This is a genomic window from Roseovarius halophilus (ex Wu et al. 2025) (genome assembly GCF_047086965.1).
The window spans coordinates 1-23,580 of record NZ_JBKOTX010000082.1 but is presented as its reverse complement, the minus strand read 5'-3'; the positions used below and the strand labels follow the sequence as shown (position 1 = coordinate 23,580).

At 67.0% G+C, this 23,580-nt stretch carries 22 protein-coding genes; 7 read left to right on the top strand and 15 right to left on the bottom strand.

Annotated features, from left to right (window positions below; genetic code table 11):
• Window positions 1-177 precede the first annotated feature (177 nt).
• The 5 genes from ACH107_RS16735 to ACH107_RS16715 all read right to left on the bottom strand — a co-directional run bounded on the left by ACH107_RS16735 (window position 178) and on the right by ACH107_RS16715 (window position 5,263).
• A complete protein-coding gene (locus tag ACH107_RS16735; protein WP_310690632.1) occupies window positions 178-2,175 on the bottom strand; it encodes an acetyl/propionyl/methylcrotonyl-CoA carboxylase subunit alpha in 1,998 nt (665 codons plus the stop codon).
• Window positions 2,176-2,268: 93 nt separating this feature from the next.
• Window positions 2,269-2,472 (bottom strand): hypothetical protein, encoded by a 204-nt coding sequence (locus ACH107_RS16730; RefSeq protein ID WP_310690631.1) that lies wholly within the window; start codon window positions 2,470-2,472, stop codon window positions 2,269-2,271.
• 331 nt (window positions 2,473-2,803) lie between these two features.
• Entirely contained in the window at window positions 2,804-3,163 is a 360-nt protein-coding gene (locus ACH107_RS16725) for a hypothetical protein (RefSeq protein ID WP_412506820.1), read from the bottom strand.
• Window positions 3,164-3,266: 103 nt separating this feature from the next.
• Window positions 3,267-3,641, bottom strand: a complete 375-nt coding sequence (locus ACH107_RS16720) for a DUF6497 family protein (RefSeq protein ID WP_412506819.1) — start codon at window positions 3,639-3,641, stop codon at window positions 3,267-3,269.
• 89 nt (window positions 3,642-3,730) lie between these two features.
• Window positions 3,731-5,263 carry an acyl-CoA carboxylase subunit beta gene (locus tag ACH107_RS16715; protein ID WP_412506818.1) on the bottom strand — a complete coding sequence of 511 codons (1,533 nt, stop codon included), beginning with the start codon at window positions 5,261-5,263 and terminating at the stop codon, window positions 3,731-3,733.
• Window positions 5,264-5,467: 204 nt separating this feature from the next.
• Between ACH107_RS16715 and ACH107_RS16710 the strand changes: the two genes are divergently transcribed.
• The 3 genes from ACH107_RS16710 to ACH107_RS16700 all read left to right on the top strand — a co-directional run bounded on the left by ACH107_RS16710 (window position 5,468) and on the right by ACH107_RS16700 (window position 8,667).
• On the top strand, window positions 5,468-6,682 hold the full coding sequence (locus ACH107_RS16710; RefSeq protein ID WP_412506817.1) for a multidrug effflux MFS transporter: 1,215 nt from the start codon (window positions 5,468-5,470) through the stop codon (window positions 6,680-6,682).
• Window positions 6,683-6,744: 62 nt separating this feature from the next.
• Entirely contained in the window at window positions 6,745-8,139 is a 1,395-nt protein-coding gene (locus ACH107_RS16705) for a helix-turn-helix domain-containing protein (protein ID WP_412506816.1), read from the top strand.
• A gap of 72 nt (window positions 8,140-8,211) precedes the next feature.
• Window positions 8,212-8,667, top strand: coding sequence for a carbon monoxide dehydrogenase subunit G (locus tag ACH107_RS16700; RefSeq protein WP_310690625.1), 456 nt, complete (start codon window positions 8,212-8,214; stop codon window positions 8,665-8,667).
• A gap of 30 nt (window positions 8,668-8,697) precedes the next feature.
• Here ACH107_RS16700 and ACH107_RS16695 read toward each other — a convergent pair whose 3' ends face one another.
• From ACH107_RS16695 to betI, 4 genes are all read right to left on the bottom strand, one after another.
• Entirely contained in the window at window positions 8,698-8,937 is a 240-nt protein-coding gene (locus ACH107_RS16695; RefSeq protein WP_310690624.1) for a YdcH family protein, read from the bottom strand.
• Window positions 8,938-9,024: 87 nt separating this feature from the next.
• Window positions 9,025-10,665: a choline dehydrogenase gene (gene betA / locus ACH107_RS16690; RefSeq protein ID WP_412506815.1), complete on the bottom strand. Its 1,641-nt coding sequence runs from the start codon at window positions 10,663-10,665 to the stop codon at window positions 9,025-9,027.
• Window positions 10,666-10,678: 13 nt separating this feature from the next.
• A complete protein-coding gene (betB, locus tag ACH107_RS16685; protein WP_310690622.1) occupies window positions 10,679-12,133 on the bottom strand; it encodes a betaine-aldehyde dehydrogenase in 1,455 nt (484 codons plus the stop codon).
• A gap of 57 nt (window positions 12,134-12,190) precedes the next feature.
• Window positions 12,191-12,778 (bottom strand): choline-responsive transcriptional repressor BetI, encoded by a 588-nt coding sequence (gene betI / locus ACH107_RS16680; RefSeq protein ID WP_412506814.1) that lies wholly within the window; start codon window positions 12,776-12,778, stop codon window positions 12,191-12,193.
• A gap of 92 nt (window positions 12,779-12,870) precedes the next feature.
• Between betI and choX the strand changes: the two genes are divergently transcribed.
• From choX to choV, 3 genes are read left to right on the top strand one after another with little or no spacing between them, the layout of a single operon-like run.
• Window positions 12,871-13,803, top strand: a complete 933-nt coding sequence (gene choX / locus ACH107_RS16675; protein WP_310690620.1) for a choline ABC transporter substrate-binding protein — start codon at window positions 12,871-12,873, stop codon at window positions 13,801-13,803.
• A gap of 51 nt (window positions 13,804-13,854) precedes the next feature.
• A complete protein-coding gene (choW, locus tag ACH107_RS16670; protein ID WP_310690619.1) occupies window positions 13,855-14,892 on the top strand; it encodes a choline ABC transporter permease subunit in 1,038 nt (345 codons plus the stop codon).
• Window positions 14,889-15,890 carry a choline ABC transporter ATP-binding protein gene (choV, locus tag ACH107_RS16665; protein WP_412506813.1) on the top strand — a complete coding sequence of 334 codons (1,002 nt, stop codon included), beginning with the start codon at window positions 14,889-14,891 and terminating at the stop codon, window positions 15,888-15,890. The genes choW and choV overlap by 4 nt, the downstream gene beginning before the upstream one ends.
• 35 nt (window positions 15,891-15,925) lie before the next feature.
• Here choV and ACH107_RS16660 read toward each other — a convergent pair whose 3' ends face one another.
• The 6 genes from ACH107_RS16660 to ACH107_RS16635 all read right to left on the bottom strand — a co-directional run bounded on the left by ACH107_RS16660 (window position 15,926) and on the right by ACH107_RS16635 (window position 23,176).
• Window positions 15,926-16,465: a sarcosine oxidase subunit gamma gene (locus ACH107_RS16660; protein ID WP_412506812.1), complete on the bottom strand. Its 540-nt coding sequence runs from the start codon at window positions 16,463-16,465 to the stop codon at window positions 15,926-15,928.
• Window positions 16,458-19,388 carry a sarcosine oxidase subunit alpha family protein gene (locus tag ACH107_RS16655; RefSeq protein WP_412506811.1) on the bottom strand — a complete coding sequence of 977 codons (2,931 nt, stop codon included), beginning with the start codon at window positions 19,386-19,388 and terminating at the stop codon, window positions 16,458-16,460. Before ACH107_RS16655 ends, ACH107_RS16660 begins: the two co-directional genes overlap by 8 nt.
• Window positions 19,385-19,648, bottom strand: coding sequence for a sarcosine oxidase subunit delta (locus ACH107_RS16650; protein ID WP_310690615.1), 264 nt, complete (start codon window positions 19,646-19,648; stop codon window positions 19,385-19,387). Before ACH107_RS16650 ends, ACH107_RS16655 begins: the two co-directional genes overlap by 4 nt.
• 9 nt (window positions 19,649-19,657) lie before the next feature.
• Window positions 19,658-20,923, bottom strand: coding sequence for a sarcosine oxidase subunit beta family protein (locus tag ACH107_RS16645; RefSeq protein WP_412506810.1), 1,266 nt, complete (start codon window positions 20,921-20,923; stop codon window positions 19,658-19,660).
• A 187-nt stretch (window positions 20,924-21,110) separates the two neighbouring features.
• Window positions 21,111-22,547, bottom strand: a complete 1,437-nt coding sequence (locus ACH107_RS16640) for a Glu/Leu/Phe/Val dehydrogenase (RefSeq protein WP_310690613.1) — start codon at window positions 22,545-22,547, stop codon at window positions 21,111-21,113.
• A 152-nt stretch (window positions 22,548-22,699) separates the two neighbouring features.
• Entirely contained in the window at window positions 22,700-23,176 is a 477-nt protein-coding gene (locus ACH107_RS16635) for a hypothetical protein (protein WP_310690612.1), read from the bottom strand.
• A gap of 213 nt (window positions 23,177-23,389) precedes the next feature.
• Here ACH107_RS16635 and ACH107_RS16630 point away from each other — a divergent pair.
• The coding region (locus ACH107_RS16630; protein WP_412506809.1) for a hypothetical protein at window positions 23,390-23,580 on the top strand (191 nt) is incomplete at its 3' end.

Below are 23,580 nucleotides of genomic sequence, written 5' to 3'. Positions count from 1 at the left end.
AGCCCGAAAACGGTGGCAAAGGCGGCCAGGCCGGCCACGGGCGCGGCCAGCAGCCACGGCCCCGGCGGCATCGGCCCAGCCCCGGCCTGAACCCGCATCACGGCGAAAGCGGTTCCCACCCCGGCCACATAGGCCAGCAGGTAGACCAGCGCGATATGGGCGCGACGCGACATGGGGTTACTCGAACTCCATGATCACGTCATCCACCGCCAGGCTGTCACCCGCCCCGGCGTTGATCCGCGCCACGATCCCGGCCCGCTCGGCACGCAGGATGTTCTCCATCTTCATGGCCTCCACGGTGCAGAGCGCCTGGCCCTCTTGCACCTCCTGGCCGATTTCGACATCGACCGTCATGATCATGCCGGGCATCGGGCAGAGCAGCATCCTGGAGGTGTCCGGCGGCAGCTTCTCGGGCATCAGGGCCGCCAGGTCGGCCTGGCGCGGGGTGCGCACGTTCACCCGCAGGTCCGCCCCGCGATAGCGCAGGCGGAACCCGGCCGAGATCAGCTCGGTCTTGAGCACCAGCGGCGCGCCGTCCACCCTCATCCGCGCGAGAGACTGCCCCGGGGCCCAATCCCCCTCGACCCGGTAGGTCCTGTCCGCGACGGTCACATCCGCGCCCGCGCGGTCGGCCGAGACGCCGGCCTCCAGGGCCTTGCCCTGCAGGGTCACGACCCAGTCCTCTCCGACCTGGCGTTCATGGTTGCCCATGCGCCCCGAGATGCGCGCGCGTCGGATCTCGCAGACCCGGTACATGGCCACCGCCGCTGCGGCGACGCGACCCAGCTCGCTGTCGGGAAGGGTCACACCCTCGAAACCCTCGGGGTATTCCTCGGCGATGAAGGCGGTGGTCATCTTGCCGCTGGTGAATTTCGGATGGTCATAGACCGCGGCCAGAAAGGGGATGTTGTGGCCGATCCCCTCGACCTCGAAACTGTCCAGCGCGATACGCATCTCCTCGATCGCCGTGTCGCGGTCCGGCGCCCAGGTGCAGAGCTTGGCGATCATCGGGTCGTAATACATGGAAATCTCGCCGCCCTCGAACACGCCGGTGTCGTTGCGCACGGCGCGCTTGGCCTCCGAGACCTCCTCGGGCGGGCGATAGCGGGTCAGCCGCCCGATCGAGGGCAGGAAACCGCGATAGGGGTCCTCGGCATAGAGCCGGCTTTCCATGGCCCAGCCATTGAGCGTGATGTCGTCCTGGGCCAGTTGCAGCACCTCGCCCCCCGCGACCCGGATCATCTGTTCGACAAGGTCCACGCCGGTGATCAGCTCGGTCACCGGGTGTTCCACCTGCAGGCGCGTGTTCATTTCCAGGAAATAGAAGTTCTTGTCGCCATCGACGATGAATTCCACCGTGCCCGCGCTGGCGTAGTCCACCGCCTGGGCCAGGGCGACGGCCTGTTCGCCCATGGCCTTACGGGTGGCTTCGTCGAGGAAGGGGCTGGGCGCCTCTTCGATGACCTTCTGATTGCGGCGCTGGATGCTGCATTCCCGCTCGCCCAGGTAGATGCCGTTGCCGTGCTGGTCGCACAGCACCTGGATCTCGATGTGGCGCGGCTGGGTGACGAATTTCTCGATGAAGATGCGGTCGTCGCCAAAGGAACTGGACGCCTCGCTCTTGGAGGACTGGAAGCCCTCGCGCGCCTCGTCGTCGGTCCAGGCGATGCGCATGCCCTTGCCGCCACCCCCGGCGCTGGCCTTGATCATGACCGGATAGCCGATTTCCTGGCTGATCTTCACCGCCTCTTCGGCATCCTCGATCAGGCCCATGACACCAGGCACGGTGCTGACCCCCGCCTCCTGTGCCAGTTTCTTGGAGGTGATCTTGTCGCCCATGGCCTCGATCGCGCCCTCGGGCGGCCCGATGAAGGCGACACCCTCGGCCGCCAGGGCCTTGGCGAATTTCGCGTTCTCCGACAGGAAGCCATAGCCCGGATGCACCGCTTCGGCCCCGGTTTCTCGGACCGCGCGCATGACGTTCTCGATCACGATATAGGACTGGTTTGCCGGCGCCGGGCCGATATGCACCGCCTCGTCGGCCATCCGGACGTGCAGCGCATGCTTGTCCGCATCCGAATAGATGGCGACGGTGGCGATCCCCATGCGGCGGGCGGACTTGATGACGCGGCAGGCGATCTCGCCCCGGTTTGCGATCAGGATTTTCTTGAACATGGCTAGGGTCCTTCAAAAGCAAGACCGCCGCCCCGGGGGGCACCCGGAACGGCGGTCGGAAAAGATCGGGCGCCTTGAACGGGCGCGGTCAGGTCAGCGGCAAGCGGTCGTGAATTCGTCGCAAAGCGCCCCGCCGGCGCCGCCGACGATCGCGCCGGTGACAGGGTCGCCACCGAGGGCATCGACGACAACCGCGCCCCCCGCGGCCCCGGCGAGCCCGCGTTCGAGATCATTGTCGAGACAAGCCGAGAGGCCCGCGACCGCCGCACAGGCGAGAACGAGACGAAATTTGAACATGGGATACTGCCTTTTTCTTGGTTGATCCTGCACCGCCCAGCTTCCGCGCTTCGGGGCCGCATGGCAAATGGAAACTGACAGCCTGCCGAGGATGGGCGGAGTCGCCCCGCCGACATCATTGCACTGCGGCAAAGGGGTGCCGGCCCGATCGCGAGGCGATCGAACCGGCACGGGGAAGGGTCACAGTCTTGACAATACGCGGGCGGTTGGGGGCCACCCGCACCGACAACCTGCCACGCCCCAAGCGGCCGGTCACCACCCGCAATCGCGAGGCGGGCACGGTCGGCCGTTTCCCGCCGGGATTGTGTCTTCTTGCGCCAGAACCCGCCGATCATGGCGCCCACCCAGGCTCGAATATCTCGGGAAAAGCGGCCCGGGCCGCCGCGATATCGACCCGCAGCAGGGCGTCGTAGCTTTCGGGGTCGAAGGGGTCTTCCGCCGGGACAATCTCGCGCCCGAACAGCCAGTTGATCCGGCCCGCATCCAGGTTTCCGCGCACGAAGGGGGCCTCGCCGAAATGCTCGATCAGCGCCCAGAGAAAGCCCGCGTCGGCCTTGCGGTCCGGGGGTCTGCGGTCGGCGTAGCGCTCGCGGCGCTTCAGCGCGGGCGGCGTACCCTTGGCCGGGCGACGCAGGGTGAACTGGTAGTCCGTCCTGGGCAAGCGACTGGGAAAGCCACGGTGCTTTTCCATCACGCGCCCCCTGTCGTGATCAGGCGCGGGGCCGGGCCCTGTGCGCGGGCCGCCACACGACGGACATCCCGTGACGATCGCAGGGAAAGATCGCGGCGGTGCATCAGAAATACTCCCAGATACAGTCAGTGTTCGAGAGCCGGAACACCTCGAAAAACTGCGTGACATCCGGCGCGGGCTCCCCGAAGGGCACCTTCTGCGCCGACAGCGAGATCACCACCTTCTCCACCGCGATCCCCTCGGCGTCCAGCGCCGGGCGGGCGAAATCGGCGCAGAGCACCGCGAAATCATCGGCCACCTCGGCAAAGCTGCGCGCCGCCAGCTCGGGCGCAAGGAACCGGAACCGGGCCATATCCTGCGCTTCGTCAAGCCGCAGTTCCATCAACTCCAGCGGCTGGCCCGAGGGCACCGCGACATCCTGCGCAGCCACCGCCGGGGCGGCCACGAGCATGAGTGCGGACAGGAACGGGCGGATCATCAACAGGCTACCTGGCGTCTTTGGGTCGAAAATACCGCGGGGGCGTCGCGCTTGCGCGACGGGGGCAGAACCCCCTGCCCCGCGTCGGCTCACAGCGGGATGTTGTCGTGTTTTTTCCAGGGCATCTTGCGCTGCTTGCTACGCAGCCCGGCAAAGGCCCGGCACAGCCGCTTGCGGGTCGAGCGGGGCTGGATCACCTCGTCGATGAACCCGCGTTCGGCCGCCACGAAGGGGTTGGCGAAACGGTCCTCGTATTCCGAGGTGCGCGCCGCGATCTTCGCCTCGTCGCCCAGTTCCGAGCGATAGAGGATCTCGGTCGCGCCCTTGGCGCCCATCACCGCCACCTCGGAGGTGGGCCAGGCATAGTTGATATCCCCGCGCAGGTGCTTGGAACTCATGACGACATAGGCTCCGCCATAGGCCTTGCGGGTGATGACGGTGACCTTGGGCACGGTCGCCTCGCCATAGGCAAACAGCAGCTTGGCGCCGTGCTTGATGACGCCGCGATATTCCTGGCCCGTCCCGGGCAGGAAGCCGGGCACATCGACGAGGGTCAGCAGCGGAATCTCGAAGGCATCGCAAAACCGCACGAAACGCGCGGCCTTGCGGCTGCTGTCGATGTCCAGGCAGCCGGCCAGAACCATGGGCTGATTCGCCACGACACCCACTGTCTGGCCTTCAAGACGGATGAACCCGGTGATGATGTTCTTGGCAAAATCCTCCTGGATCTCGTAGAAATCGCCCTCGTCGCCGATCTTGTGGATCAGCTCTTTCATGTCATAGGGCATGTTCGGGTTTTCCGGCACCAGCGTGTCCAGGCTGTCCTCGATGCGATCCACGTCGTCGAAGAAGGGCCGCCGGGGCGGCTTTTCCTGGTTGTTCAGCGGCAGGAAATCGACGAGGCGGCGCACCTCGGCCAGGGCTTCGACATCGTTGTCAAAGGCGGCGTCGGCGACGCTCGATTTCTTGGTATGGGTGCCCGCACCGCCCAGTTCCTCGGCCGTCACCTGCTCGTTCGTCACGGTCTTGACCACATCCGGTCCGGTCACGAACATGTAGGAACTGTCCTTCACCATGAAGATGAAATCGGTCATGGCCGGGGAATAGACCGCACCACCGGCGCAGGGTCCCATGATGACGCTGATCTGCGGCACCACGCCCGAGGCCTCGATGTTGCGCTGGAAGACCTCGCCGTAGCCGGCAAGGCTGTCGACCCCTTCCTGGATGCGGGCACCGCCCGAGTCGTTGATGCCGATGACCGGCGCGCCATTCTGCATGGCCATGTCCATGATCTTGCAGATCTTCTGGGCGTGGGTCGCCGAAACCGACCCGCCCAGCACCGTGAAATCCTGACTGAAGACATAGACCTGCCGGCCGTTGATCGTGCCCCAGCCAGTAACCACGCCATCGCCGTAGGGCCGATTGTCCTGCATGCCGAAGTCGATGCAGCGATGGGCGACGAACATGTCGTATTCTTCGAAGCTGCCCTCGTCGAGCAGCAGTTCCATGCGTTCGCGCGCGGTCAGCTTGCCCTTGGCATGCTGGGCGTCGATCCGCTTCTGGCCACCGCCCAGGCGGGCGGCCTCGCGGCGGTCTTCCAGTTGCTGGAGAATGTCGGTCATGCGTGTTGTCCCTCGCCTTGATTGCCCTCTTCTATCCGGGTGCCGGGCAAAACCCGAGTCCCGATTGGCAAATTTGCAAATCTCAAGATTTGCCATGGCAGATTTCAGCAAATCTGCGAATTCCATCCCCCTGCGGCGCCCTGTGCATCAATCGCCGCATGGCTGTGCATGGACAGCCCCCACGAAACCGCCTAGCTGGGCAGGATGACCACAAAGCCCACCGTCCGGTTTCTCGATCGCCGGACCGCGCCCCACCTTGTCACGCTGATCCTGCTGGCCGGTATCGCCGCGCTCAACATGTCGATCTTCCTGCCGTCGCTGAACGGCATGACGATTTATTTCGGCACGGAGTACGCGGTGATGCAGCTGGCCGTCTCGGGCTATCTGGCCGCCACCGCGGTGCTTCAGATCGCCATCGGCCCGCTGGCCGACCGGTTCGGGCGGCGCCCAATGGTGCTGGGGGCGCTGACAATCTTCGTGCTGGCCACCCTGGGCGCGGTGATGGCGCCGACGGTCGAGGTCTTTCTGGCCTTCCGCCTGCTGCAGGCGGCCGTTGTCACCACGATGGTGCTGTCGCGGGCGGTGGTGCGCGACATGGTGCCCGACGAACAGGCCGCTTCGATGATCGGCTATGTCACCATGGGCATGGCGTTGGTGCCGATGATCGGCCCGGCCATCGGCGGGGCGCTGGACCAGGCCTTCGACTGGCACGCCTCTTTCGTTTTCCTCGCGCTGGCGGGGCTTGGGGTACTGGCCCTGGCCTATTATGACCTGGGCGAGACCGTGGCCGGATCAGGCATGGATTTCCGCGCACAGATGCGCACCTATCCCGAGCTTCTGACCTCGCCGCGGTTCTGGGGCTACGTGGCTTGCGCGGCCTTCGGATCGGGCGCCTTCTTCGCGCTGCTGGGCGGGGCCTCTTTCGTGGCCGGGGAGGTTTTCGGCCTCAGCCCCTTCTGGACGGGGATCGCGCTGGGCTCGCCGGCCATCGGCTATGCGCTGGGCAACGGCCTGTCGGGCCGTTACTCCGTGGCGCTGGGGATCGACCGGATGATCCTGATCGGCACCGGCGTGGCCAGCGCGGGCATGGGGCTGTCCATGGTCCTGACGCTCTTGGGCTTTGTGCATCCGCTGCTGTTTTTCGGCTTTTGCACCGCGCTGGGGCTGGGCAACGGCCTGATGCTGCCCAATGCCACCGCCGGATCGCTCTCCGTGCGGCCGCACCTGGCAGGCACGGCCAGCGGGCTGGGCGGGTCGATCATGATCGGGGGCGGCGCGCTGCTTTCGGCCGCGGCGGGCACCCTGCTGACCGAGCGGACCGGCGCCCTGCCCCTGCAGGCGATCATGTTCGTCACATCCCTGATGGCCATGGTGACGATCGGGCTGGTCATGCGGCGCACGGCGCGGATGATGCGCTGAGCATTGCGGGCCATGTTTGCAAAGGCTAGGCTCAGCCCGAGCTAATCTGCAAAGGCGCGCCCATGACCACCCAGAAACTCTATGCCGGGGCCAAGCTACGCGAGTTGCGCGGCCGCATCAGCCTGACGCAAAAGGCCTTTGCCGAGAAACTGGGCGTCTCGCTGCCCTATCTCAATCAGATGGAGAACAACAACCGCCCGGTCTCGACCACCGTCGTTCTGGCGCTGGCGCAGGAGTTCGACTTCGACGTGACCGAGTTGCAATCGGGCGACGAGGCGCGGCTGGTCTCGGACATGCGCGAGGCGCTGGCCGACCCTGTCTTCATCGGCGCCGCGCCGCCGCCCTCGGACCTGCGGCTCGCCGCCTCGAACGCACCCGCGCTGGCCCGCGCCTTCCTCGACCTGCACACCGCCTATCGCCAGACCCACGAACGGCTGGCCAGCCTCGACGAGGCCCTGGGCCGCGAGGACAGCCGCCTGCAACCCAGCCCCTGGGAAGAGGTGCGCGATTTCTTCCATTATTGCGACAACTACATCGACGCGGTCGACCGCGCCGCCGAGGGCTTTGCCACCCGCGCCGGGCCGGACATCGCCGCCGCCGCCGAGGCGGCCCTGACGCGCCACGGCGTCACCATCACCCGCAGCCGCGACCCCGAGCTGCGCCGCTATGATGCCGAAACCAGGACGCTGACGCTGGCCCGCACCGCCGCGCCGGCCACGCAGGTGTTCCAGATGCTGCTGCAACTGGCCCTGCTCGACCAGGACAAGCTGCTGGAGGCGACGCTGGATTTCGCCCGCTTCCAGAGCGACCAGGCCCGGTCGATCGCCAAGATCGGGCTGGCCAACTATTTCGCCGGGGCGGCGCTGATGCCCTATCGCGCGTTCCTTGAGGCCGCGCAGGAGACGCGCCACGACCTCGAACGCCTGGCCGACCGCTTCGGCGCCTCGCTGGAACAGGTGGCGCATCGGCTGTCCACCCTGCAACGCCCGGGCGCCAAGGGCATTCCCTTCTTCTTCGTGCGCGTGGATCAGGCTGGCACGATCACCAAGCGCCATTCGGCCACGACCCTGCAATTCGCCCGCTTCGGCGGGGCCTGCCCGCTGTGGAACGTCCATCGCGCCTTCGAGACCCCCGGCCGCTGGCTGCGGCAACTGGCCGAGACCCCGGACGGGGTGCGCTATTTCTGCCTGGCCCGCGATGTGTCCAAGCCCGGCGGCGCCTGGGGCATCCCGACCCGGCGCTATGCCATCGGGCTGGGCTGCGAGGTCAAGCATGCAGGCACCCTGACCTATGCCGACGACATGCCCACCGACCACGGCGAGGCCTTCGAGCCCATCGGGATTTCCTGCCGCATCTGCGAACGGCGCAACTGCCCGCAACGCTCGGTCCCGCCGCTGGAGCGTCAGTTGCGCGTCGATCCGAACCACCGCGGGATGCTGCCCTATCAGGTTGACTGACGCGCAAGGTCGATTGACGCCGCCGCGCGTTTCGGAACACATGGGCAGGGCAGAACGCAGGAGGAGTGCGCCATGGAACTGAGCGGAACACAGGTGATCGCGGCCGACCGGGACACCGTCTGGGCCCATCTCAACGATGCCGAAACGCTCAAGGCCTGCATCCCGGGCTGCGAAGATCTGACCGGCACCCCGGAGGAGGGGTTCGAGGCCGTGGTCAAGCAGAAAGTCGGGCCGGTCAAGGCCACCTTCAAGGGCCATGTCACGCTGGAAAACATGAATGCCCCCGAAAGCTATACCCTGGTGGGCGAGGGCAAAGGCGGTGTCGCGGGCTTCGCCAAGGGGTCGGCCGACGTGACACTGGTACCGGTCGACGCGGGCACCGAGCTGTCCTATGCGGTCGCGGCCAAGGTCGGCGGCAAGCTGGCGCAACTGGGCAGCCGTGTCGTGGGCGGGTTCGCGCGCAAGATGGCCGATGCCTTCTTCGAGAACTTCAAGGCCCAGGTGGAAGGCCCCGGCGAAGAGGCCTGACCTTCCACACTGCCGGCCCGAGGGCCGGCGTCAGGCTTTCTGCAGCTCGGTCCAGATTTCGTCCTTCAGGGCCAGGCGCTGCTTGCGCAGCTCGGCCATGTGCAGGTCGTCCGTGGGCTCCACGTCCGTTTCCGCACGATGCACCGCCCGGTTGACCTCGTGGTAGTCGTCGAAGAGCTTGGCGAAATGCGCGTCCTCGACCTTGAGCTTGTGGATCGTCTCGGCGTGCTCGGGAAATTCCTCGGCCAGCTCGTGAGGGGTGTGCGACATGTCTTTTCCTTTTCTGTTCGCGACTTTACGGATCGAGGCTAGGGCCTGTGCTCCCCCGGCACTTTGACAGGGATCAAAGGAATTCGCCTATCGCTGCGAATTCTCCCAATCGGGATGCACCCAGGGGCGATCGTTGGCGGGCGGCAGGCCGCGGCCCAGCACATGATCGGCGATCTTTTCGCCCACCATGATCGACGGGGCGTTGAGGTTGCCGTTGGGAATGCGCGGAAAGATCGAACTGTCGGCCACGCGCAGCCCCGCGACCCCGATCACCCGGCCCTGCGGGTCGACCACCGCCTCCGGATCATCGGCCCGGCCCATGCGGCAGGTCCCGCAGGGGTGATAGGCGCTTTCGGCGTGGTCGCGAACCGCCGCATCCAGGTCGGCATCCCCCTGCGCCTGGGGCCCCGGCACCAGTTCCTCGCCGCGCCAGGGCGCGAATGCCTCCTGGCCGAGGATTTCACGGGTCAGGCGGATGCAGGTGCGGAAGTCCTGCCAGTCGTCGGGGTGGGACATGTAGTTGAAAAAGATGCGCGGGTCCGCTTCGGGATCGGTCGAGCGCAGCGTGACCTCTCCGCGGGACTTCGACCGCATCGGCCCGACATGGGCCTGAAAGCCCTCGCGCGCGCCCTTGCCGTCATAGCGCACGGCCAGCGGCAGGAAATGGAACTGGATGTCCGGATAGGCGATGCCCGCCCGGCTGCGGATGAAGCCGCAGCTTTCGAACTGGTTGCTGGCGCCGGGGCCGCTTTTGCCGAACAGCCATCGCGCCCCGACCCAGGCCTTGCCCAGCAGGTTCCAGTATTTGTAAAGACTGACCCGGCCCTTGGCCGACATCTGCACGTAAAGCTCCAGGTGGTCCTGCAGGTTCTGGCCCACACCGGGGCGGTCGGCCACGACCTCGATTCCGTGCTCGGCCAGATGCGCCGCCGGGCCGATCCCCGACAGCATCAGCAGTTTGGGTGAATTGATGGCCGAGGCGGCGACGATCACCTCGGCCCGGGCCGAAATCACGCGCCCGTCGGTCAATGCGACGCCCGTCGCGCGCCCGTCCTCGATCACCAGCTTCGCCGCCAGCCCCGAGACCACATCGCAGCGCCCGGTGGCCTGCGCAGGCCGCAGATAGGCCGAGGCCGCGGACCAGCGCTTGCCCTGCCAGATCGTTGCCTCGAAGGGGCCGAAGCCCTCCTGCTTTTCGCCGTTGTAGTCGTCGGTCCGCTCATAGCCCGCCTGCGCGCCCGCCTCGATGAAGGCTTGGACCAGGGGGTTCTTGCCCGCCCCACGCGTGACATGCAGCGGTCCGCCCTGCCCGCGCCAGGCCGCGTCACCGCCGCGCCCGCCGTCGTGCCAGTCCTCCAGCCGCCGGAAATAGGGCAGCACATCGGCATAGCCCCAGCCCGCGGCGCCGCTGCCCGCCCAGTGATCGTAGTCATGGGCGTGGCCGCGGACATAGATCATCCCGTTGATCGAGGACGACCCGCCGATCACCTTGCCGCGCGGACAGGCCAGCCGCCGCCCGCCCAGGTGCGGCTCGGGCTCGGTCTGAAACCCCCAGTCATAGCGGCGCATGTTCATCGGGAAGGACAGCGCGCCGGGCATGTTGATGAAGGGCCCGGCGTCCGAGCCGCCGTATTCGATCACCAGTACGGATTTGCCGGCCTCGGCCAGCCGATAGGCCATGGCACAGCCCGCCGAGCCGGCCCCGACGATCACGTAGTCAGCCTGCATGGGGGTCTCTTTCCTAGAACGGGGCCTCGACATCGCCCATACGGACGTAGACGGACTTTTTCTGGCTGTAGTGTTCGATCGCGTCGCGGGCGTTCTCGCGGCCCAGGCCGGACATCTTGGTGCCGCCGAACGGGGCCTCGACCGGCGCGTCGTTGTAGCTGTTGATATAACAGGTCCCGGCTTCGAATCCGGCGGCCACGCGGTGCGCGCGCGACAGATCGCGGGTGAAAACCCCGGCGGACAGGCCGAACTCGGTGTCATTGGCCCGCGCCAGAACGTCTTCCTCGGTGTCGAAATCCAGCACCGACAGGACAGGGCCGAAGATCTCCTCGCGGGCGATGGTCATGTCGTCGGTGACATCGGCAAAGACGGTGGGTTCCAGGTAATACCCCGCGCGGTCCACCCGCTTGCCGCCGACCACCAGCCGCGCGCCCTCCGCGATGCCCTTGGCGATGTAGCCCTCGACAATCTCTAGTTGCTCGGCGCTGACCATCGGGCCGTAGTTGACGGCCTGGTCCAGCGGGTCGCCCATCCGAACGCCCTCCAGCCGTTCGGTCAGACGCTTGAGGAAGGCCTCCTTGATGGCGCTGTGCACGAAGACCCGCGTGCCGTTGGAACAGATCTGCCCCGAGGAATAGAAATTGGCCAGGATCGCGCCGCTGACGGCGTTTTCCAGATCGGCATCATCGAAGATCACCAGCGGCGACTTGCCGCCCAGTTCCATCGTCACATGCTTCATGCCCACCGCGGCCATGGCATAGACCTTGCGCCCGGTGGGCACCGAGCCGGTCAGCGAGACCTTCGCGACCCGCGCGTCATTGACCAGAAGCGCCCCGACCCGCGCACGGCCCTGGATCACGTTGAACACCCCTTCGGGCAGGCCCGCCTCGTGCAGGATCTCGGCGACCTGCAGCGCCGACAGCGGCGTGGTTTCCGAAGGCTTGAAGATCATCGCATTGCCGCAGGCCAGCGCCGGGGCGGCCTTCCAGCAGGCGATCTGGGTGGGGTAGTTCCAGGCGCCGAGGCCCACGCAGACCCCCAGCGCCTCGCGCCGGGTATAGACGAAATCCGCGCCCAACGGGATGTAGTCGCCGGTCAGGCTGGCCGCCAGCCCGCCGAAATATTCCAGCGCATCGGCGCCGCTGGTGGCATCGGCCACCAGCGTTTCCTGCAGCGGCTTGCCGGTGTCGTGGGTCTCCAATACCGACAGGTCGTGGTTGCGGTCGCGCATGATATCGGCGGCCCGACGCAGAATGCGGCCCCGCTCGGTGCCGCTCATGGCGGCCCATTCCCGCTGGGCCCGTTTCGCGGCCGACAGCGCCTGTTCGACCACCGCGTCGGTGGCGGCATAAACCGTGGCGATGCGCGCGCCGCTTGCCGGGTAGATCACCGGGATCTCGGCGCCATTGCCATCCTCGACATGGGCACCGCCAATGAAATGGCTGCCCTTGGGTTGCGGGTCGATCATGTGACTCTCCTTTCGGCGGTCATTGATTCTGCCTGTGAAACGTGGCCCCCGCGCCGCTCAACCGGCCTGGGGTATCCTCAGTTCGGTGTCGATCTGGTCCAGCGCCAGCGTGATCGCCTCATCGGCGAGATCGACATCCTCGCGCAGCCCCACCCGCAGGTAGAGCCCGTCGATCAGCGCCGCCAGACGGTCGGCCACCGCCGGGGCGGCCGCGCCGATCAGCGGGCGCAGATCATGCAGCAGGTTGGATCGCAGGCGCCGCCGATAAACCCTCAGAAGCCGCCCGGCGCTTTCATTTCTCTGCGCAAGAACATAGAAATTCATCCAGGATGCGACGGTTTCCTTGCGAAAATTCGATGTCGAGAAACTGGCGCGCACGATCGCCTCGAGCCGCGCCCGCGGGTCGGGGGCCATCACCAGCGCGCCGCGCACCTCGGCCCCGTAGACCGTCAGCGTATGGCGCATGGCCGCCAGGAAAATATCCTCCTTGCCGCCGAAGTAGTGATGCGCCAGCGCGCTGGACATGCCCGCCCGCCGGGCGATGCGCGACACCGTCACGTCAAGGCTGCCGCTGGCCCCGATCTCGGCGATGGTGGCTTTTACCAGCGCCTCTCTGCGTGTAGGCTCGGCCCCAAGCTTTGGCATCTTGTCCTCGAAACGACTTGCACTGCGCAAGCTAGTTTGTTCTTTATTGACTCGTCAATCAAGAAAACGCCAACCAACACAGGGAGACTTCCATGAAATCCTCGCTTTCAATTATCGCGATCTGCGCGGCCACGGCGGCCACCACCGCACAGGCCGACTGCGACACCGTCACCTTCTCGGACGTGGGCTGGACGGACATCACCGCCACCACCGCCGCGACAACCGCCGTGCTCGAGGCCCTGGGCTATGACACCGAGACCAAGCTCCTCTCGGTGCCGGTGACCTACACCTCGCTGGCCGAGGGCGATATCGACGTCTTCCTGGGCAACTGGATGCCCACCATGGAAGGCGACATCGCCCCCTACCGCGAGGCGGGCACCGTCGACACGATCCGCGCCAACCTCGAAGGCGCGAAATACACCCTGGCCACCAATGCCGCCGGGGCCGATCTGGGAATCACCAGTTTCGACGGCATCGCCGAAAATGCCGAGGCGCTGGATGCCGAGATCTACGGGATCGAGCCGGGCAACGACGGCAACCGCCTGATCATGGACATGATCGCCGACAATGCCTTCGGGCTGGGCGACGCGGACTTCGATGTCGTCGAAAGCTCCGAGGCCGGGATGCTGGCCCAGGTCGGCCGCGCAAGCGATCGCGACGAACCGATCGTGTTCCTGGGCTGGGAACCCCACCCGATGAACGCCAACTACGACATGACCTACCTGGAAGGCGGCGATGACTGGTTCGGCCCCGATCTCGGCGGCGCCACGGTCTATACCAACACCACCGCCGGCTATCCCGAGGCCTGCCCGAACCTCGGGGCCTTCCTGAACAACCTCGAGTTCACGCTGGCCATGGAGAACGAGATCATGGGCGCGATCCTCAATGACGGCACCGACCCGACCGAGGCCGCCATGGACTGGATGTCGGACAACCCCGATGTCGTCATGGGCTGGCTGGACGGCGTGACGACCCGCGACGGCGGCGATGCCACCGAGGCCGTCTCGGCCGCCCTGGGCATGTAATCCAGAACGGGCCGTCCCATCCGGGGCGGCCCATTTGCAACGGGCGGCTAGATGTCCTTTCTCAACAGTCTTCTTGATGCGGTGGTGTCCATCGCCAATGCCTTTTGGTGGTGCATCGTTGCCGCCTGGGATTTCCTGTGGTGGCTGATCCCTGCGCTGTGGTGGTTTCTAAAATGGCTGCCCCAACGGATACTTGGCTTCACCGATGAAAAGTTGCCCGTGGGTGAAACGGCCAGCCGAGGGTTTGAGTATGTGCGCGACGGGGCCCAAGTGTTTCTGGACGGATTTTCAGTAAGCGTCGAAATATTGATCGAATTCCTGCTGGCACTGCTGTCGCGCCCGCCTGGAACCAACTGGATTGGCGGGCGCGGGTTTGAACCGTATGTCTCGTTCTGGAACCAGACGACCCATCCGTTCGTGATCGTCGCGGGTCTTGTCGTGTTGGTCTATGCTCTGCAACGTCGTCTGACGATTGCCGCCTTTGTGGCGCTAGGATTTCTGTTCATCCTTGACCAGGGCTATTGGGAGGAAACGGCCGAAAGCCTCAGCCTCGTGCTATCGGCCTGTGTCGTCTGCATGGCCGTGGGCGTTCCGATCGGGATTGCCGCCGCGCACCGTCCGCACCTTTATGCCTGGATGCGCCCGGTGCTGGACCTGATGCAGACGCTGCCGCCCTTCGTCTACCTGATCCCCGCCATCGTGTTTTTCGGCATCGGCATGGTGCCGGGCCTTGTGGCGACGGTGATTTTCGTGGTGCCCGCCCCCATCCGTCTGACGCAACTGGGCATCGCCTCGACCCCGCTGGCGCTGCTGGAAGCCGCCGACGCCTTCGGCGCGACCCCGCGGCAGAAGCTGTGGAAGGTCGAACTGCCCTCCGCCCTGCCGCAGATCATGACCGGGCTGAACCAGACCATCATGCTGTCGCTGTCCATGGTCGTCATCGCGGCCCTCGTCGGGGCCGACGGGCTGGGCGTGCCGGTGGTGCGGGCGCTGAACACGGTGGACACGGCCATGGGCTTTGAAAGCGGCCTGGTGATCGTGATCGTGGCCATCATACTGGACAGGATGCTGAGGGTGGACCGCAAATGAGCGCCGTGGAATTCGACCGGGTCTCGATCGTCTTCGGCGAGGCCCCCGAAAGCGCCCTGCCCCTGATGGACGCCGGCCAGGAGCGTGGCGAGATCCAGACGGAAACGGGGCAGGTCCTCGGGGTGCATGACTGCTCGATCGACGTGGAAGAGGGCGAGATCCTCGTGCTGATGGGCCTGTCCGGGTCGGGCAAGTCCACGCTCTTGCGCGCGGTGAACGGGCTCAATCCGGTGGTGCGCGGCGAGGTTCGGGTCGAGGAAGACGGCGACAAGATCAGCGTCACCCATGCCGACATGGCCACCCTGCGCCGTCTGCGGCGCAAGAAGATTGCCATGGTCTTTCAGCAATTCGGCCTGCTGCCCTGGCGCACCGTGCGCGACAACGTTGGCTTCGGCCTGGAACTGGACGGCATGGACACGGCCCGACGGTACGCAAAGGTCGCCGAGCAACTGTCGCTGGTGGGACTCGACGACCGGGCCGATGCCCTGGTGGCAGAGCTATCGGGCGGCATGCAACAGCGCGTGGGCCTGGCCCGCGCATTTGCCACTGACGCGCCGATCCTGCTGATGGACGAGCCCTTTTCGGCGCTCGACCCGCTGATCCGGACCCGGTTGCAGGACGAGTTGCTGGACCTTCAGAAACGGCTGGGCAAGACCATCATCTTCGTCAGCCACGACCTGGACGAGGCGTTCAAGATCGGCAACCGCATCGCCATCATGGAAGGCGGGCGCATCGTCCAATGCGGCACCCCGCGCGAGATATTCTCGAACCCGTCCAACGCCTATGTGGCCGATTTCGTGGCCAACATGAACCCGTTGGGCGTGCTGCGCGCCCGCGACGTGATGATCGAGGGGGCCGAGGGGCCCGAGGTGGACGCCGAGATGCCACTGTCGGCCCTGATCGACCGGCTGCAGGAGACGCCCAGCCTGACGGTCGCCGAGGCTGGCCAGCCCATCGGCAAGGTCACACAGGCCTCGGTGCTGGCGCGCATCGGCTGACGGGGGCGAAGAATTTTCTGGAAAATTCTTGCCCGTCAGCCCCGGGCGGCAACGGCGTTGGCGGCGCGGGTCAGCTCTTCGACCAAGGTTTCGGCCATGGACCGGAACACCATGATTTCGAAGGCATTTGCCCCCGTGCGCGTCACGCTCGCGGTCATGTGGCCCAGCAGGGTCTTCGCCGTGTGGCCGGGCTCGAACGTCGCCGCGCGCAGGTCCACCGGGACCAGCCGGGCCAGCACCTGCTCGACCGGCGTGCCGGCGATCTCGACGGTGGCCCAGGCGTCGGACTGATCCACGCAGGCGGCCCCCGGCAAGTCGGGGCAGTCTGCCCCCCTCAGCAGCGCCTCGCCCCGGCCGACCCAGAGCGTGCGCACGTCCCCCTTGGCATGGCTGCGCCCGGGGGCCGGAAAGCCCACACCCAGGGCCGATTGCAGGGCCTCGCTCACCGCGTCATCCTGTCCCTTGAATGGCAGTATGGCCGTGATCGGGCCGGGCATTGCCTCGGTGATCGAGACCGCCCCGATGGTCTGCGGCAAAAGCCCGTCGCAGGGCGAAAGGGCGACAAGGTTATCCACGGGTGCGCCCTCCGTCCTGGTCGAAAAATACCGGATCGCAGACCCGCGCCTGTGTCGTGACCCCGCGCAGGTGATCGACCAGTTTCACGATCTCGCCATGCCGCGCACGCCCATTGGCCAGAAACCCCAGGGCCAGATCATGCCCCAGCGTGGGCGAATGGCAGGTGCTGGTGACATAGCCGTGGTCATTGCTGCGCACGGGTTGGGCGTGGTCCTCGAACAGATGCGCCCCGGCTGTCAGCCGGCCCGCCGGATCGACGGGTTTCAGGCCCACCAGTTGTTCGCGGCTCTCCTCCAGAAGGCCCGGCCGGCGCGAGGCGGAAAAGCCCAGGCTATCCTTCTTCTTGCTGACCATGCCCTCGAAGCCGATGTCGAAGGCCGTGGTGCGGCCATGGATCTCGGCATGGGTGACATGGCCCTTTTCGATGCGCAGGACGTTGAGCGCTTCCACCCCGTAGGCCCCACCGCCCAGCGCCTCGGCCTGGGCCAGCAGGACGCGGTAGAGCGCGGCGCCATAGCGGGCGGGCACCGCGATCTCGTAGGCGTGTTCGCCGGAAAACGAGATGCGGAACAGCCGCCCCGGCGCGCCCATCACACCGACCGCACCGCAGGCCATGAAGGGCCAGGCCTCGGGGTCGAGGCCGCCATCGACCACCGCGTTGAGCAACTCACGCGACCGCGGCCCGGCCACGGCGAACTGCGCCCATTGCTCGGTCGCGCTGGTCACGACCACGTCCAGATCGGGCCGCAGCACCTGGGTGACCCATTCCAGGTGGCGCATGACCAGCCCCGCCGCGGCGGTGGTCGTGGTCATCACGAAGTGATTTTCGCCCAGCCGCGCAGTGGTGCCATCGTCCATGACATGGCCATCCTCGCGCAGCATCAGGCCATAGCGGACGCGACCCACCTTCAGCGTGCTGAAGGTGTTGGCATAGACGAAATCGAGGAGAGCCGCCGCATCTGGCCCCTGGATGTCGATCTTGCCCAGGGTGGAGACGTCGCAAACCCCCACGGCGGTGCGGACCGTGGTGACCTCGCGGTTGCAGGCCTCCTGCCACGACGGGTCACCGGGTTTCGGGAAATAGCCGGGGCGATACCACAGGCCGGCCTCGACCATGGGCGCGCCGCGATCGAAGTTGGCGTGGTGGCTGGTGGTCAGGCGTTTGGGGGCAAAGCCTTCACCCTGCGCCCCCGCCCCCATCGCGGCGATGGAGACCGGCGTGTAGGGGGGCCGGAACGTGGTCGTGCCGGTTTCGGGGATGCTGCGCCCCGTCGCATCGGCCAGCACGGCCAGCGCGGCGACGTTGGAATTTTTGCCCTGGTCGGTGGCCATGCCCTGGGTGGTGTAACGCTTCATGTGCTCGACCGAGCGGAAGTTCTCCTGCGCGGAGAGCCGCACGTCCTTGACGTGCACGTCGTTCTGGAAATCGAGCCATTTGCGGCCCCGGCCCTCGACCGCCCAGAGCTCTTCGATGCGATAGGGGCGGTCCTCGGCGTCCGGCACCTTGGCGTCAGCGGGCGTCAGGCCCAACTCGGCGGCCACCTCCCCCGCCACCCGGGCACCATCGGCCAGGCAGGCGGCCGTGGAAAACTGCCCGCGCGCGGCCCCGGCGACCGATATCCCCGGCACCATGCCACTCCGCGGCAGGAAGCTGAGCGTGGCCGCGTCCCATTCGGGCCGCCCGTTCATGTGACAGGCCAGGTGGACCGACGGGTTCCAGCCGCCCGACATGGCCAGGCAATCGGCCTCGATCCGCAGGGTGCGGTCGCCCTGGCGCAGCGACAGGCTTTCCAGCCCCTTGCGGCCCCGGGTGCCGATGACCCGCGCCCCGGCGAAGAGCTTGTAATCGCCGAGCGCCTGCGCCTCGGCCCGGCTGTCGATCACCGCCGAGACCGTCACGCCCGCCGCCATCAGATCCAGCGCCGTGCGGTGCGCCCCGTCGTTGTTGGCAAAGACGGCGACCTTGCGGCCCGCGACCACGCCCCAGCGGTTGAGGTAGGCGCGCACGGCGCCCGCCATCATGATGCCGGGGCGGTCGTTGTTGGGAAAGGCGACGGGCCGTTCCAGCGCCCCGGCGCACAGAATCGCGCGGCGGGCCACGATGCGCCAGAAACATTCCAGCGGCTTGCCGGGCCGGAACGGATGGTGCTGGCCCACCCGTTCCAGCGCGCCGTAGGTGCCCTGATCATAGGCGCCGGTCACGGCGGTGCGGGGCATCAGGCGGACGTTGTCCATCTCCGCCAGTTCGGACACCATGTCGGACGCCCAGGCATGGCCCGGCTGGCCGTCCACCTCTTCGGTCTCGGCCAGAAGGCGACCGCCCATGCGGGCATCCTCGTCGGCCAGGATCACATCGGCCCCGGCGCGGGCCGCCGTGCGCGCGGCCATCAGCCCGGCCGGCCCCGCGCCGATCACCAGCACGTCGCAATGGGCGAAGGCCTTTTCGTAGGTGTCGGCGTTGGGCAGCCCCGACAGCGCGCCCAGCCCGGCGGCCCGGCGGATGACCGGCTCGTAGAGCTTTTCCCAGAAGGATTTCGGCCACATGAACGTCTTGTAATAGAACCCCGCCCCCAGGAAGGGCGACATCAGGTCATTGACCGCCATCACGTCGAAATCGACAGAGGGATAGGCGTTCTGGCTGCGCGCTTCCAGCCCCTCGTACAGCTCTTGCACGGTGGCGCGCACGTTGGGGTCGGCCTGCGGGCCGTGGCCGATCGTCACCAGCGCGTTGGGCTCTTCGGAGCCTGCGGTCAGGATGCCGCGCGGGCGGTGATACTTGAAGGACCGGGCCACGACGCGCTTGTCATTGGCGATCAGGGCGGCGGCCAGCGTGTCGCCCGCGCGCCCGGTCAGCCGTTCCCCGTCGAAGGTGAAGGGCACGGACGTTGTGCCCTGATGAAGCCCGCGGTCCGCGATCCTCATGACGCCACCGTCCCGGCCAGCTCGGCGCCCGTGACCTGGTGCGTGGCGGTATCGCGCGTCACCACCAGCCAGGCCCCGCAGCCGGCCTCGTGAAACCACAGGTCGCGGGTTTCACCGCAGGGGTTGGCGCGGTTGTGCAGATAGTCATCCCAGGCGGCGTCGCCCGCATCGGGGGCCGGACGGTCGAGCAGCACCGCGGCGCCCTGGTAGGTGAATTCGCGCCGGTCGCGGGTCCCGCAGAGGGGGCAAGGAATACGCATCGTCTCTCCTCAGTGCAGGTTGTGCTGAGAGCCGGTGCCCTCTTCGTCCATCAGGCCGCGGCCGGTGCGGAACCGGTCCAGCCGGAATTTCGCCGCCGGGGCGTGGTGCCGGCCCGTCGCGATCAGATGCGCCAGCGCGAAGCCCGAGCCGGGCACCGCCTTGAAGCCGCCATAGCACCAGCCGCAATCGAGAAAGAGGCCCTCGGTGTCGGTCTTGTCGATGATCGGGCTGCCGTCCGGCGTCATGTCCATGATCCCGCCCCAGCTGCGCAGCACGCGGGCCTTGCCGATGACGGGCATCAGGGTCATCGCCGCCTCCATCACGTGTTCGGCCATGGGCAGGTTGCCCCGGCTGGCATAGGAGGCATAGAAATCCAGATCGCCGCCGAAGACCAGCCCGCCCTTGTCGGACTGGCTGATGTAGAAATGCCCCATGCCGAAACTGACAACCTGGTCGATGACGGGTTTCAGTCCCTCGGTCACGAAGGCCTGCAACACGTGGCTTTCGATTGGCAGGCGCATACCGGCCATCTGCGCCACCTGTCCCGAGCGCCCCGCGGTGACGATGGCGACCTTGCGCGCCCGGATCGCGCCGCGCGTGGTCTGCACGCCGCGCACGCGGCCGGCTTCGATTTCGATGCCCGTGACCTCGCAGTTCTGGATCAGGTCGACGCCGCGCCGGTCCGCCCCCCGGGCATAGCCCCAGGCGACGGCGTCGTGCCGGGCCGTGCCCCCGCGCGGATGATAAAGCCCGCCGTAGACGGGAAAGCGCCCGTTGTCGAAATCCAGGTAGGGCAGATGCGCGCGCACGCCATCACGGTCCAGTAGGATGGCGTCGTCGCCCTGGTTGACCATGGCGTTGCCGCGCCGGACGAAGGCATCGCGCTGGCCATCAGAGTGGAACAGGTTGATGAGGCCGCGCTGGGAGTGCATGACGTTGTAGTTGAGCTCCTGCTCCACCCCCTCCCAGAGCTTGAGCGAATGGCTGTAGAATTCCGAATTGCCGGGCAGGAAATAGTTGGCGCGCACGATGGTGGTGTTGCGGCCGACGTTGCCGCCGCCGATATAGCCCTTTTCCAGAACGGCGACGTTTGTCAGCCCGTGTTCGCGGGCGAGGTAAAAGGCCGTAGCAAGCCCGTGCCCGCCACCGCCGATGATGATGATGTCGTAGTCCGGCTTGGGCTCGGGATCGCGCCAGACGGGCCGCCAGCCCTTCTGGCCAAACAGCCCTTCCCTGAGAACGCGGAACCCTGAATAGCCCCCCAAGACGCCCATGGCTTGCCCTTTCCCTGCGCCCGCGCAGTCAAGCGGGCGCAGCCGCAGGTTTCAATGCCCGGCACTGCGCGGCTTGGATCTGCGCGACACCGGCTGGCCAACGCGCGACTATCCTTGGCCTCATCGCGGCCCGGCCCGGCGGCAGGGCCGCGCGATCCCGTCCCCGGACCATGGAGCGCGGCCGCGCTCAGAGGCCCTTGGCCGTGTAGCTCTGGGCGACCCGGTCAATAGCGGTGATGAAACCGGCCGTGCGCAGGTCATGAACGTCGCTGCGCCCGTGCCAGGTTTCGCGCATGGCCTGGAAGGCGGCGCGCATGGTGTCGTCCAGCCCCGAGCGCACGAGTTCGAGCTCGCCCGCGCCGCGCATGTAGCGGCGCTTGAAATCCGGTGACAGCGACCAGGCATCGCCGAGCGTCACGTCCAGACGTTCAAGTTCGGCCACGATCAGCTCGTGCCGGGCCTCTTCCTGACGGCGCTGCATCCGGCCAAAGCGGATATGGCTGAGGTTCTTGACCCATTCGAAATAGGACACGGTCACACCGCCCGCGTTGGCGTAAAGGTCCGGGATGACCACCGTGCCACGCTCGCGCAGCAGATCGTCGGCCCCCGCGGTGATCGGACCGTTGGCCGCCTCGATGATAAGCGGCGCCTTGATGCGCGCGGCGTTCTGCAGGTTGATGACCCCTTCCAGCGCCGCCGGCACCAGGATGTCGCATTCGGCTTCCAGCACCCTGGACCCGTCGGCATGATGCGTTGCATCGGGGTAATTCGAGACGCCGCCGTGCTTGACGATCCACTGGCGCACGGTTTCGACGTCGATGCCGGCCTCGTTGAACAGCGCACCGTCGCGCTCGATGATGCCAATGACCTTGCAGCCGTCCTCCTCGGACAGGAACTTGGCGGCGTGATAGCCAACGTTGCCCAGGCCCTGAACGATCACGCGCTTACCGTCGAGCGTGCCCGACAGGCCCGCTTTCTTCACGTCCTCGGGTTCGCGGAAGAACTCGCGCAGGGCATATTCCACGCCGCGGCCCGTCGCCTCGACCCGGCCCTGGATGCCGCCGGCGTGGGGCGGCTTGCCGGTGACACAGGCGGCGGCGTTGATGTCGGTGGTGTTCATGCGCCGATACTGGTCGGCGATCCAGGCCATTTCCCGTTCGCCCGTGCCCATATCCGGGGCGGGCACGTTCTGGGATGGATTGATGAGGTCGCGCTTGGCCAGCTCATAGGCGAAGCGGCGGGTGATCTGCTCCATCTCATGCTCTTCCCAATGGGTGGGGTCGACGCAAAGCCCCCCCTTGGACCCGCCGAAAGGGGCCTCGACCACCGCGCACTTGTAGGTCATCAGCGCCGCCAGCGCCTCGACCTCGTCCTGGTCCACGGCAAGGGCAAAACGGATTCCGCCCTTGACCGGCTCCATGTGCTCCGAATGCACCGACCGGTAGCCGGTGAAGGTCTCGACCTTGCCCCGCAACCGCACCCCGAACCGGACCGTGTAGGTGGCGTTGCAGACCCTGATCTTTTCTTCCAGCCCCGGGGGCAGGTCCATCAGGGCGACTGCCCGGTTGTACATGATATCCACGCTTTCGCGGAATGTCGGCTCGTTCTGGGGCATGATGTTCATGGGACTACCTTCCTTGCAGGGGTCAGGGGCAATCTTTTGTTGTCTTGCATTGACCCTAACGCCGATTCGCCCGAAATCTGAACACTTCCTGTTTCGGGCGGCTCCCACCCGACCCCGGCCCCGCCGCAGGCGAGGTTCGCCCGGCGTCAGCCTCAGTCGCCCCGGGTCGCCAGGCGCAGCGCGATCTGGTCGGCCATGAAACGCGACGCCCCCGCCGAGACCGTCCCGCCCACGCCCAGCCGCCGGCCCATGCGCCACCACAGACCCGGGTGCCAGGCGCGGGGCTGCGGCGCGCGCAGGTGCAGCACGAAACCGTTCGAGGGTTTGAAGGCGAAGGCCCCCCGCTCGACGCGGGTCACATCGTCGAGCCGCGCCAGGACGGTGCCGTCACTGTCGCGCAGGGCATCCCCGTCCAGGTACAGGGCCGGGCGCGTGGCCCGGCGGAGGGCCTCGGCCCCGAACAGCGAGACCCCGGCAAGGCCCAGCAGGAAGACCTGCCAGCCCGGGGCCGGCGGCTGCGTTAGCGCCGACAGCATCAGCAGTCCCCCCAGTGCCAGCATGACTGCATAGGCAAAGACCCGGCGGCCGGGGGCCGCGTGCAGAACGGCAATGGGGGCGTCTTCCGTCACGGCTGGCTCCTGTCGCTGGGGGTCGGCATAGCGCGCGCGCGCGCTGGCGAAAAGCCCTCAGATGCCCATCAGACACCACATTCGGTCGAGATCCCCGGCGCGACGCGATGCCCCCGGTGGACAGCCCTGGCCTATTGACAGCATGACGCGGCATTGGACAAACCCGCCCGGGCCGCTTGCCCCCGGGGCCCGGCTGGCCCTATTGTCGGCCCGATGCGCCTGATGATCCTTGTCCTGCTGGGCGGGCTTGCCGCCTGTGCCCCCTTTCCCGACCTGGACCTGCCAACCGACCCGGCGGCCGGTGCCGGGAACGGCCCGGCGCTTGCGCCGCTAGGCGGTACCCTGGCCCGGGCGGCGGCGCTGGAAACCTCGGCGCGGACCGGCCCGGAGTTCACCGCCGGCCT

Coding starts and splice junctions, on each gene's coding strand:
- ACH107_RS16735 (WP_310690632.1), bottom strand. CDS start 2,175: ATGTTCAAGAAAATCCTGATCGCAAACCGGGGCGAGATCGCCTGCCGC.
- ACH107_RS16730 (WP_310690631.1), bottom strand. CDS start 2,472: ATGTTCAAATTTCGTCTCGTTCTCGCCTGTGCGGCGGTCGCGGGCCTC.
- ACH107_RS16725 (WP_412506820.1), bottom strand. CDS start 3,163: ATGGAAAAGCACCGTGGCTTTCCCAGTCGCTTGCCCAGGACGGACTAC.
- ACH107_RS16720 (WP_412506819.1), bottom strand. CDS start 3,641: ATGATCCGCCCGTTCCTGTCCGCACTCATGCTCGTGGCCGCCCCGGCG.
- ACH107_RS16715 (WP_412506818.1), bottom strand. CDS start 5,263: ATGACCGACATTCTCCAGCAACTGGAAGACCGCCGCGAGGCCGCCCGC.
- ACH107_RS16710 (WP_412506817.1), top strand. CDS start 5,468: ATGACCACAAAGCCCACCGTCCGGTTTCTCGATCGCCGGACCGCGCCC.
- ACH107_RS16705 (WP_412506816.1), top strand. CDS start 6,745: ATGACCACCCAGAAACTCTATGCCGGGGCCAAGCTACGCGAGTTGCGC.
- ACH107_RS16700 (WP_310690625.1), top strand. CDS start 8,212: ATGGAACTGAGCGGAACACAGGTGATCGCGGCCGACCGGGACACCGTC.
- ACH107_RS16695 (WP_310690624.1), bottom strand. CDS start 8,937: ATGTCGCACACCCCTCACGAGCTGGCCGAGGAATTTCCCGAGCACGCC.
- betA (WP_412506815.1), bottom strand. CDS start 10,665: ATGCAGGCTGACTACGTGATCGTCGGGGCCGGCTCGGCGGGCTGTGCC.
- betB (WP_310690622.1), bottom strand. CDS start 12,133: ATGATCGACCCGCAACCCAAGGGCAGCCATTTCATTGGCGGTGCCCAT.
- betI (WP_412506814.1), bottom strand. CDS start 12,778: ATGCCAAAGCTTGGGGCCGAGCCTACACGCAGAGAGGCGCTGGTAAAA.
- choX (WP_310690620.1), top strand. CDS start 12,871: ATGAAATCCTCGCTTTCAATTATCGCGATCTGCGCGGCCACGGCGGCC.
- choW (WP_310690619.1), top strand. CDS start 13,855: ATGTCCTTTCTCAACAGTCTTCTTGATGCGGTGGTGTCCATCGCCAAT.
- choV (WP_412506813.1), top strand. CDS start 14,889: ATGAGCGCCGTGGAATTCGACCGGGTCTCGATCGTCTTCGGCGAGGCC.
- ACH107_RS16655 (WP_412506811.1), bottom strand. CDS start 19,388: ATGAGGATCGCGGACCGCGGGCTTCATCAGGGCACAACGTCCGTGCCC.
- ACH107_RS16650 (WP_310690615.1), bottom strand. CDS start 19,648: ATGCGTATTCCTTGCCCCCTCTGCGGGACCCGCGACCGGCGCGAATTC.
- ACH107_RS16645 (WP_412506810.1), bottom strand. CDS start 20,923: ATGGGCGTCTTGGGGGGCTATTCAGGGTTCCGCGTTCTCAGGGAAGGG.
- ACH107_RS16640 (WP_310690613.1), bottom strand. CDS start 22,547: ATGAACATCATGCCCCAGAACGAGCCGACATTCCGCGAAAGCGTGGAT.